Raw genomic sequence first — 9749 nt, 5'->3', positions numbered from 1 at the left:
GAGCGGCGCGACGCGGAAGGTCGGCGGCCGAGGCGGCAGCGGTCAGGCCGGCGAGGACCGTGGAGGCAAGCAGGATCTTCTTCATGGCTCAAATCCTCGTCCCCGGGGCGGGGACCATGACCGGAGAGAAAAACCAAAGCGCCGCCGCTCGATAGTGCAGCCCTGCAACACCGCCGGAGCGAGCCGGCAGCCCCGCCGGCCCGGAGGTGCGCGGCCGCACAAGCCTGCCCGAGCGCCGGTGAATTCCGGGACGGACCGGGCGGACGTTAGGAAAGGGATAGGATTTTGCGGCCTCGGCCGGCGGCCGGCCGGACCGGTACTGCGCCGGGGCGGGACCCGAACTCCGCGCCGGAGCGCGTCGCGGTCTCATGAAACCCACGCGGCTCGGCCGCGTTGTCCGGCAGATTGGACTTCTTCTAATTCCGAACGGCGCGGATCGCAGCCCGCTTCGGCAGACACGGAGGAACACGATGGCCAACACCATGAACGCCCAGTGCCAGAGCTGCCGCTACTTCGACACGCACAAGGCCGCCCAATCGACCGGCCATAGCGGCGACGAGGGACTCTGCCGCTTCAATCCCCCGGTGACGCAGCCCGGGCCGCAGGAGCACGGTCTCTGGCCGGTGGTGTCGGCCTCCGACTGGTGCGGGCACTATTCGCCCGAGATGATGGCCGGCGAGTAGGCGCCCCGCCCCTGATTCCTGAGAGGCCAGCCCGCCGGGCTGGCCTCTTCGCGTTCAGCACCCTGCGCCCTCACTGTGCGCCCCCCGGCGCGACGCCCGGCGCGGTCCCGGCCTCCGGCTCGTCGCGCGCGCCGACAAGGCGGCCGAGCAGGCGTCCGAGTACCCGGGACAGGCTGTCCACCAGCAGGAACACGGCCGGCACGAAGACCAGCGAGAGCAGCGTCGAGACGATCAGGCCGCCGATCACCGCCACCGCCATCGGCGCGCGGAACTCGCCGCCGATCCCGAGCGCGAGCGCGGACGGCACCATGCCGGCCGCCATCGCGATCGTGGTCATCACGATGGGACGCGCGCGCTTGCGGCCCGCATCGACGATCGCGGTCACCGGATCGACGCCCCGGCGCATCTCCTCGACGGCGAAATCGACCAGCATGATCGCGTTCTTCGTCACCAGCCCCATCAGCATCAGGATGCCGATGACGACCGGCATCGAGATCGACATGTTGCACAGGAGCAGGCCGAGGATCGCGCCGCCGATCGAGAGCGGCAGCGAGAACAGGATGGTGAGCGGCTGCAGGAAGTTGCCGAACAGCAGCACCAGCACCGCGTAGACCATCATGATGCCGGCACTCATCGCCATGAGGAAGCCGGAGAAGACCTCCTGCATGATCTCGGCGTCGCCCGTCTGCTTGATGGTGACGCCCGGCGGCAGGTTCCGCGCGGTCGGCGTCTGCAGCGCCGCGGCGATGGCCGAGCCCAGCGCGTCCGAGCCCTCGAGGTTGGCCTCGACGGCGACGCGCACGGCCCGATCGTAGCGCTCGATCGCGCCGGGTCCCTGGTCGAGTTCGATGTCGGCGACGGCGGCCAGCGGCACGGCGGTGCCGTTCTTGGCCGGCACCTTCAGGGTCTCCAGGCGCGAGAGGGCGCCGCGGGCGCTCTCCGGCAGCATCACCCGGATCGGCACCTGCCGGTCCCGCGCGTTGAATTTCGCGAGGTTCAGCCCGATGTCGCCGATCGTGCCGACCCGCACGGTCTCCGCGATGGTGTCGGTCGAGACACCGAGGTCGGCCGCGGCACCATCGCGGGGACGGATGCGGACCTCGGTCCGGTTGAGCGGCGCCGTCGACATCACCGAGACGAGGTGCGGGATCCCCGCCATGTCGCGCTGCAGGCGCGCGGCGACCTCGGCGACCACCGCGACGTCGGGGCCGCTCACCACCAGGGCGAGGTCGCGCTGGCCGCTCTCGCGCAGGGTCCAGGAGCGGATGTCCGGCTCCTCGGCGAGCATCCCGGCGATCTCGGCCTCGAGCGTCCACTGGCGCTTGGCGCGCTCCGCCTTCGGCGTCAGGTTGACGATGAGGGTGGCGAGCCGGGTCTCCTTCTTGCCCGGCAGCTGGCGCCCGCCGTCCACGAAGACGGAGACGACCTCGGGCAGGCGGCGGATGCGCTCGACCACCCGGTCGGAGACCGCGACCGTGTCGGCGAGCCGCGCGCCCGGCGCCAGCTCGACCATGAACAGGGTGCGGGCGTTGTCCTGCTTCGGGATGAAGCCCGAGGGCAGCAGCCCCGTCGAGACGAGCGAGCCGGCAAACAGCGCGAGGCCCGCGATCAGGGTGAGGAAGCGGTGGCGCACCGACCACGTGACGACGCGGGCGTAGGCGCGCATCACCGCGCCCTCGCGCTCCTCGTGATGGCCGTGGTCGCGCAGGAAATAGGCCGCCATCAGCGGCGTGATCAGCCGGGCCACCAGCAGCGACATGAAGACCGAGACCGCGATCGTCAGGCCGAACTGGATGAAGTAGCGGCCCGCGATGCCGCCCATGAAGGAGACGGGCGCGAAGACCGCGATCAGCGTGGCGGTGATGGCGATGACCGCGAGCCCGATCTCGTCGGCGCCCTCGAGCGCGGCGCGGTAGGCGGACTTGCCCATCCGCATGTGCCGGACGATGTTCTCGATCTCGACGATCGCGTCGTCCACCAGGATGCCGGTGACCAGCGTGATGGCGAGCAGGCTGATGCCGTTGAGCGTGAAGCCCATCGCGTCCATCGCCCAGAAGGTCGGGAAGACCGAGAGCGGCAGGGCCACGGCGGCGATCATGGTCGCGCGCCAGTCGCGCAGGAACAGCAGCACGACCACGACGGCGAGCGCGGCGCCCTCGATCAGGGTGTGCATCGCCGATTCGTAGGAGCCGCGCGTCGCCTCGACCGAGGAATCGATCCGCTCGAAACGGATCTCCGGGTAGCCCGCCCGGATCTCGTCCATCTTCTTCTCGACGGCGGCGGCCACCTCGGCGTCGCTCGCGCCCGAGCCGCGGGAGACGGCGAGCGCCACCACCGGCTCGCCGTTGAAGCGGGCGAAGGTGCGCGGCTCCTCGATCGCGTCCTCGATGGTCGCGAGGTCGTCGAGCCGGACCTTGCGGCCGCCGGGCAGCACGATCGAGGTCGCCTTGAGGTCGCGCAGCGAGCGTGAGGCGGCGAGCGTCCGGATCGACTGCTCGCGCCCGCCGACCTCGCCGCGCCCGCCCGCCATGTCGGCGGAGGTGAGGCGCAGCTGCCGATTCACGTCAGCCGCGGTGATGCCGAGGGCGAGCAGCCGGTCCGGCCGGAGCGTGACGCGCAGTTCCCGCGCGACGCCGCCGACGCGCTCGACGCCGCCCACGCCCTTCACGCCCTGGAGCGTGCGGGCGATGGTGTCCTCCACGAACCACGAGAGGTCGGCGGGCGTCATCGCGGGCGAGGTCACGCCGTAGATCAGGATCGGCAGGCCGGTGATCTCGACGCGCTGGATCACCGGCTCGTCGATGGTGCGCGGCAGGTTGATGCGGATCTTCGAGATCGCGTCCTTCACGTCGTTGACGGCGCGGTCGGTGTTCACCTCGAGGCGGAACTCGACCGTGGTGACGGAGGACCCTTCCGTGATCGACGAGGTGATGTGCTTGACGCCGCGAACGCCCGCGATCGAGTCCTCGACCCACTTGGTGACCTGGGTCTGGAGTTCGGAGGGCGCGGCGCCGGACTGCGTGATCGAGACCGAGACGATCGGCACGTCCACGTTCGGCATGCGGGTGACGGCGAGCCCCCGGAAGCTGACGAGGCCCAGCACCACCAGCACGAGGAAGAGGACGAGGGGCGCGATCGGGTTGCGGATCGCCCAGGCGGAAACGTTGAGGCGCATCGGGCGATCCTTCGGGCAGTCTCTCGGGCAGTCTCTCGGGCCGGTCCGTCGCGAGGGGAGGGCGCCTCAAGGCGCGCCGGCATCCGCCGTGGCGCGGGCGGAGGGCATCGCGGCGACCGCGGGGGCGGAGGTGCCGACGAGGACGGGACGCACCCGGTCGCCGTCGCGCAGGAAGCTGCCCGCGCGCGCCACCACCCGCTCGCCGGCCTGCAGCCCGTCCCGGATCTCGATGTCGTCGTCGTCCGAGAGGCCCGTGCGGACGGCGCGGGCCTCGACCCGCTCGCCCACCGCGACCAGCACGCTCGAGCCCTTCGCGCCCCCGTAGAGGACGGAGGCCTGCGGCACCGTCACGCCGCGGGTGCGGGCGATCTCCACGGCGCCGCGCGCGAAAGTGCCGATGCGCAGGCGCGGATCCGGATCGAGCCGGACCCGGACCTTGCCGAGGCGGCTCGCCCGGTCGACCTCCGGGTAGACCACGCGCACCCGGCCCTCGACGCGCTCGCCCTCGCCGATCTCGATCCAGGCGGGCGCGCCGTCGCGCAGGCGCGGCAGCTTGGTCTCCACGACCTCGCCCTCCAGCTCGATCTCGCCGCGGGCGATCAGGCGGAACAGGGGCTCGGCGGAGGCCGAGGCCGTCATGCCGACTCGGGCGGTGCGGCGGCTGACGATGCCGGCCTCCGGTGCGCGGATCTCGGTGCGGGCGAGGCGCAGCTCCAGCTCGTCCTTCACGGCGCGCGCCTGGGCGAGTTCGGCCCTGGCGATGACGAGCCCGTTGCGCGCGAAGGCGAGCTTGCCCTCCGCCTGGCGCAGGGCGGCGGTGCGGGTCTCCATGATCACGGCGGTGGCGTTGCCGGAGGTCATGAGCTGGCGGGCACGCTCGTAGGCGAGGCGCGCCTCGGTCTCGGCAGCCTCCGCCTGCTCGATGCTGCTCTGCGCCTGCGGCACCACCGCGGCGGCCTTGTCGATCAGCGCGCTCTGCTGGGCGAGCTGGCGGTCGATCAGGTCGCGCGAGAGGCGCGCCAGCACCTGGCCGCGCTCGACCCGCGCGCCCTCCTCGACCAGGAGTTCGACGATGCGGTAGCCCTCGATCTCGGGCGTCACCAGGATCTCGTCGCGCGGCACCAGGGTGCCGGTGACGACCACCGTCTCGGTGATCTCCCGGCGCGCGGCCTCGACCACGCTGACGGCGGGCGGCGGCGGCACCTTGGGCGAGGCGGTCTCGGCGCGGGCGCCCGCGAGCGCGAGGCCCAGCATCAGCGCCGCGGGCGCGGCGCGCAGGAGGACGGGTCTCATGATGCGGTCTCCCCGAGGGGGCGTGCGGTGGCCGGCAGGCGGCCTTCGAGGCCGGCATCCATCAGGGTGCGCAGCCGCGCCGCGGCCGGGGCCGGGTCGTAGGTGGAACTCAGGGCGCGAGCCACGACGATGCCCTTCATCTGGGCGTCGAGCAGCGCGTGGAGGGCGACCGGATCGCAATCCGGAGCGGTCGCGAGGGCGGCGAAGATCTCGGTCATCCAGCACCGCGCCTCGTCCTCGCCCTGCTCGACCAGGGCGGCGATGTCGGGGTTGCGGGTCGCCTCCGACCAGAGATCGACGCGCAGCACCGCATCCTCCCGCGTCATGTGGGCGAAGTAATGTTCGATGATGCGCAAGAGCGCCCCGCGCCGGTCGCCGGCCCGCTCGAACTCCGCGACCAACGCCATCCCGCGCTCGCGGTCGCGCTCGGCGAGGCCGCGCACGACCGCCTCCTTCGACTCGAAGTAGCGGTAGATGTTGCCCGGGCTCATCCCGGCCTCGCGGGCGAGATCCTGCATCGTGGTGCGGTGGAAGCCGTTGCGCACGAAGCAGGATTCCGCGGCGTCGAGGATGTGCTCGCGCCGCTGCGCCTGCGCGCTGCGGACCTCAGCGACGGCGACCGCGCCGCTCACGAGGCGCGTCCCGTCTCGCCGTGCCGAAGGGCGGCGGCCTCGTCGGCGACCGGCACGGCACCGCAGGCGCGGGGCTGAAGGTCGAGGCCGGAGCAGAGACGCGCCTGCCAGCCGGCCGGACCCGCGCCGGTCCAGCTCACCAGGGCGAACCAGCCGAGCAGCAGCACCGCGCCGAGCACGAGGTTGGCGGGCGCCAGCGCCTCGCGCAGAACCGCCACGAGGCGCGGCTCGGAACCGGCCGGGTGGTTCGGATGGATCTGGCTCGACGCGCGCATACGCAACTCCTGCATTGCCCAGCATCATAATGAACGTTCATTCTCACGTCAATGAACGTTCATTCTCATCTGCTCGGCGCCCCGGAACGACGTCCGCCCGTGCGGGGTTTGCCATCCGTCTGAGCGGAGCGGGGCAGGGTCCGGATGCCGAGGGCGGTGAGAGGATGGGCGGCGGTCATGCCGCTACTGCTCGTCGGAGGCGCGGCGGCCGCGGAGCCGGCGGTCCGCATCGTCGGAACGGAACTGCGCGCGCCGCCGGATTCCCACGAGCCGCAGAAGGCGCGGGTCTCGCTCCACAACGCGGGCGGTGCGGCACGCGGGCTCGTCGTCGCCTGCACCTTCCAGGGAGAGGATGGCCGGGAGCTCGAGGTCGCGCAGGCCCCCGTCCCGGAGGTCGGCGAGGGGGCCAGCGCCGTCGCGGAGGTGATCTACTACGGCTGGCCCCGGGCGAGCCGCGCGACCTGCCGCCTCGCGGAGGAGCGCTGAGGGCCGAATTCAGGCTCCGTCGAGGGCGAGAACTACGACCTCCGGTCGTCCCGCCGGGCGTCTGCGCGCCGGAACTGCATTCGCGTCCCGAGATCGGCGGCTCGAGAACCCGGAACGGTTACAGGCCGGGCGGAATCTTCCCGAAGCGCGGCGGCGCGGCGTCCCTCGGCGGGCCCGGCACGCTACGCTTGACGTCGGCCGGGCCGAGCCGCCCGCACGAACCGACCGACGGAGAACATCCATGGCAAGCCCGACGCTGGACGCCGCCATCGGCGGCGAGGTGGCCGAGACCACGACGACATCGCCCGAACAGGTCCATCGCCTGGTCGCGCGGGCCCGCGCCGCGCAGGCGGTCTTCGAGACCTTCTCGCAGGAGCAGGTCGATGCCATCGTGCGGGACTTCGCCAAATACGTCTACGACAACGCCGAGGCGCTGGCCGGCATGGCCCACGAGGAGACCGGGCTCGGCGTCTACGAGGACAAGGTGGCCAAGGCCAAGGGCAAGTCCCGGGTGATCTGGAACAACCTGAAGGGCAAGCGGTCCCGCGGGATCATCGGGGAGGACGCGGAGGAGGGGCTCGTGCTGGTGGCCAAGCCCATGGGCGTGGTCGGCGCCGTCTGCCCGGTGACCAACCCGATCGTCACGCCGATGTGCAACGCGATGTTCGCCCTGAAGGCCGGCAACGCCATCATCTTCGCGCCCCACCCCAAGGCCGACGAGTCCACCTCGCACCTCACCCGGGAGTACCAGCGGATCGTGCGCGAGCACGGCGGACCCGAGCACCTCGTCCAGGCGGTGCGGCGGGGCTCGGTGCAGACCACCCAGACCCTGATGCAGGCGGTGGACGTGGTGGTCGCCACCGGCGGCGGCGCGATGGTCAAGTCGGCCTATTCCTCGGGCAAGCCGTCCTACGGCGTCGGGGCGGGCAACGTGCCGGTGGTGATCGACCGCGGCGTCGATCTCAAGGCGGCGGCCGAGAAGATCGTCGCGGGCGCCTCCTTCGACAACGGCATCATCTGCTCGCACGAGCAGTTCGTGCTCACCCCCGAGGAGCACTACGCCGACACGGTCGCGGCCTTCCGCGACACGGGGCGGGTGTTCTTCACGGACGACCCGGCCGAGGTCGATCGGGTGCGCGCGGCGGTGTTCGACCACGGCCACCTCAACAAGGATGTGGTCGGGCGCTCGGCCCGGGAGATCGGTGCGCTGGCCGGCCTCGAGGTGCCCGAGAGCGCGCGGATCATCCTCGTCCCGGCGGACGGGGCGGGCACCGACGACGTGCTGGCCAAGGAGAAGCTCTGCCCGGTGGTGGCGATCCTGCCCTACGGCAGCTTCGAGGAGGCGGTGGCTTTGGCCAAAGCCAACCTCCTCGTGGAGGGCGCCGGGCACTCGGCCGCCCTGCACTCGACCGACGAGGCGCATATCCGGGCGATGGGCGTGGCGCTGCCGGTGAGCCGGCTGGTGGTCAACCAGTCCTCGGCGCTGACCGCGGGCGGCTCGCTGACGAACGGCTTCGCGCCGACCACCACGCTCGGTTGCGGCTCCTGGGGGGGCAACTCGATCTCGGAGAATCTCGACTACAAGCACCTGATGAACGTCTCGCGGATCGGCAACGTGATCGACCGTCCGGTGCCGAGCGACGAGGAGATCTGGGCGGCCTGAGGATCGCCGCCCGGGCGGCGGCTCATTCCTCTCCGCAGCCGATGCCGGCGGACCGCCGCCGGTCCCGCTGCGGTCGGCCTCGGCGGGGGACCGGCGATGAACACGGCGGCGAGCGCGGTGGTCATGGAACGTCGGATCTGCGCAACTGTGCGGCGCCGACGCGCGAACCCGCCGCCCGGTCCATCCCCGCGGCGATCCGGCAGCGGCTCAGAACGGCCAGGGCGCCTCGGCCGCCTCGGCATCCGCCCCCAGACGCTCGCCCGGCGCGATCAGGCCGACGATCGCGTCGAGGGATTGCGGCACCCGGATCGTGCGGCCCGCCGCGGTGATGAAGGTCTCGTTGCGCAGCGGGTCGGTGTCGGAGAGGGCCTGCACGGCGCTGACGCGCAGGAGATGGCGGCAGCCCTCCTCGTCCTGCACCTGAAGGTAGCTTCCGACCCGCTGCACAGCATCCACGGCTTCCCCCGTCTCGCGGCCGATGTTCGCTAAACGTTCTAGACCGAAATCGGACCTGGCGCACGCGGAACCTGCGCCGCGGCATGGAATGCGGCGCTGCCGGCTCGGGCAATCTATGCGCGGCCCTTGTCGCCGGGAATCTTCGAGAAGGCCGGAGCCGGCACCGCACGGCCAGCCGGATCTCCGGCCGGCCGTGCGGTGCCGGACAGGTCAGAAATCGCGCTGCACGCGGGCGCGCACCTGGATCGCGTCGACGCTGGTGGTCGTGAAGACCGGGTTGGCGAGGTTGTTCACGTAGGCCGCGTTCTGGCCCGGGAACCGGCTCAGGTCGAGCACCCGCCCGTTCTGGACGCCGAACCGCGTGTACATCGCCTCCGCGCCGATATCGAGGTCCTTGACCGGCGACCAGATCAGGCTTCCGCCCACGACGAAGCGGTAGCTGTCGCGCAGCGTCTGGCTCAGCTCGAAGAAGCGCGTGCCGGGCGCGCCCGGACCGGTGGCGGTCAGGCTGTAATAGGCTCCCTGCGCGGCCCGGGCCCCCGCCGCGAAGCTGACCTCGCCGTAGGAGCCGAACAGGGCCGAGCGCAGGGTCGGGTTCCAGTAGTGCAACAGCGAGGCCACCGCCGAGACGGTGGTCGAGAGTTCGAGCCGGTTGGTGAAGGGGTTCAGCGTCGCGTCGTTGAAGAACTGGCTGAAGGCCGAACCCTGGATCGAGGAGGCGCTGCCGGCGTAGGAGCCCATATAGGACGTCACGCCCGTGTACATGCCCGCGCCCTCGGCATACGAACCCTGCAGGTAGAGGGTGTCGCCCGGCGCGATGAAGGGTAGGTTGATCTTCAGGCCGCCCTGCACCGCCCAGCCGTACTCGGTCGGCGTGCGGCCGAGGACGCGCAGATTGGTGTTGCTCACCGCCGTGCCGAGATTCGTGCCCACGAAGGTGCCGAGCGTGCCGTTCCCGACGTTCAGCTCGTGCACCGCGGCCGAGAGTTGGGCCGAACCCCAGGGCTGGTCGTAGCGCAGCACGCCGACGAAGTCGGGCAGGCGGTTGCGCTCGATCATGTCGACGAAGCCGACGCCGGTCGGCAC

At 71.7% G+C, this 9749-nt stretch carries 9 protein-coding genes; 3 read left to right on the top strand and 6 right to left on the bottom strand.

The window, feature by feature from the left end; translation table 11 throughout:
* Window positions 1-470: 470 nt before the first annotated feature.
* Entirely contained in the window at window positions 471-683 is a 213-nt protein-coding gene (locus tag AX737_RS09210) for a hypothetical protein (protein WP_066920784.1), read from the top strand.
* Window positions 684-753: 70 nt separating this feature from the next.
* On the opposite strand, the gene AX737_RS09205 is transcribed toward AX737_RS09210, so the two are convergent.
* The 4 genes from AX737_RS09205 to AX737_RS33070 all read right to left on the bottom strand — a co-directional run bounded on the left by AX737_RS09205 (window position 754) and on the right by AX737_RS33070 (window position 6058).
* Window positions 754-3858 carry an efflux RND transporter permease subunit gene (locus tag AX737_RS09205; RefSeq protein ID WP_066920782.1) on the bottom strand — a complete coding sequence of 1035 codons (3105 nt, stop codon included), beginning with the start codon at window positions 3856-3858 and terminating at the stop codon, window positions 754-756.
* Between the two features lie 66 nt (window positions 3859-3924).
* A complete protein-coding gene (locus tag AX737_RS09200) occupies window positions 3925-5151 on the bottom strand; it encodes an efflux RND transporter periplasmic adaptor subunit (protein ID WP_066920779.1) in 1227 nt (408 codons plus the stop codon).
* Entirely contained in the window at window positions 5148-5783 is a 636-nt protein-coding gene (locus AX737_RS09195; protein ID WP_066920777.1) for a TetR/AcrR family transcriptional regulator, read from the bottom strand. Before AX737_RS09195 ends, AX737_RS09200 begins: the two co-directional genes overlap by 4 nt.
* Window positions 5780-6058, bottom strand: a complete 279-nt coding sequence (locus tag AX737_RS33070) for a hypothetical protein (RefSeq protein WP_066920775.1) — start codon at window positions 6056-6058, stop codon at window positions 5780-5782. The genes AX737_RS09195 and AX737_RS33070 overlap by 4 nt, the downstream gene beginning before the upstream one ends.
* A 177-nt stretch (window positions 6059-6235) precedes the next feature.
* On the opposite strand from AX737_RS33070, the gene AX737_RS09185 reads away from it, so the two are divergent.
* Together AX737_RS09185 and AX737_RS09180 are read left to right on the top strand one after the other, a co-directional pair.
* A complete protein-coding gene (locus AX737_RS09185; RefSeq protein WP_066920773.1) occupies window positions 6236-6544 on the top strand; it encodes a hypothetical protein in 309 nt (102 codons plus the stop codon).
* Between the two features lie 241 nt (window positions 6545-6785).
* Window positions 6786-8207: an aldehyde dehydrogenase family protein gene (locus AX737_RS09180; RefSeq protein ID WP_082772960.1), complete on the top strand. Its 1422-nt coding sequence runs from the start codon at window positions 6786-6788 to the stop codon at window positions 8205-8207.
* 207 nt (window positions 8208-8414) lie between these two features.
* Here AX737_RS09180 and AX737_RS09175 read toward each other — a convergent pair whose 3' ends face one another.
* Window positions 8415-8663, bottom strand: coding sequence for a hypothetical protein (locus tag AX737_RS09175; protein WP_066920771.1), 249 nt, complete (start codon window positions 8661-8663; stop codon window positions 8415-8417).
* Between the two features lie 210 nt (window positions 8664-8873).
* Window positions 8874-9749 (bottom strand): porin (locus tag AX737_RS09170; RefSeq protein ID WP_197430516.1); only part of this gene is annotated, 876 nt, incomplete at its 5' end.

This window comes from Methylobacterium sp. CCH5-D2 (genome assembly GCF_001556475.1).
Taxonomy (GTDB): domain Bacteria; phylum Pseudomonadota; class Alphaproteobacteria; order Rhizobiales; family Beijerinckiaceae; genus Methylobacterium; species Methylobacterium hispanicum.
Note: the sequence above shows the minus strand (reverse complement) of the source record. Positions and strands in the feature narration are given on the sequence as shown.

Bases quoted from the DNA above. Each gene is read 5' to 3' on its own strand.
- AX737_RS09210 (WP_066920784.1), top strand. From the start codon at position 471: ATGGCCAACACCATGAACGCCCAGTGCCAGAGCTGCCGCTACTTCGAC.
- AX737_RS09205 (WP_066920782.1), bottom strand. From the start codon at position 3,858: ATGCGCCTCAACGTTTCCGCCTGGGCGATCCGCAACCCGATCGCGCCC.
- AX737_RS09200 (WP_066920779.1), bottom strand. From the start codon at position 5,151: ATGAGACCCGTCCTCCTGCGCGCCGCGCCCGCGGCGCTGATGCTGGGC.
- AX737_RS33070 (WP_066920775.1), bottom strand. From the start codon at position 6,058: ATGCGCGCGTCGAGCCAGATCCATCCGAACCACCCGGCCGGTTCCGAG.
- AX737_RS09185 (WP_066920773.1), top strand. From the start codon at position 6,236: ATGCCGCTACTGCTCGTCGGAGGCGCGGCGGCCGCGGAGCCGGCGGTC.
- AX737_RS09180 (WP_082772960.1), top strand. From the start codon at position 6,786: ATGGCAAGCCCGACGCTGGACGCCGCCATCGGCGGCGAGGTGGCCGAG.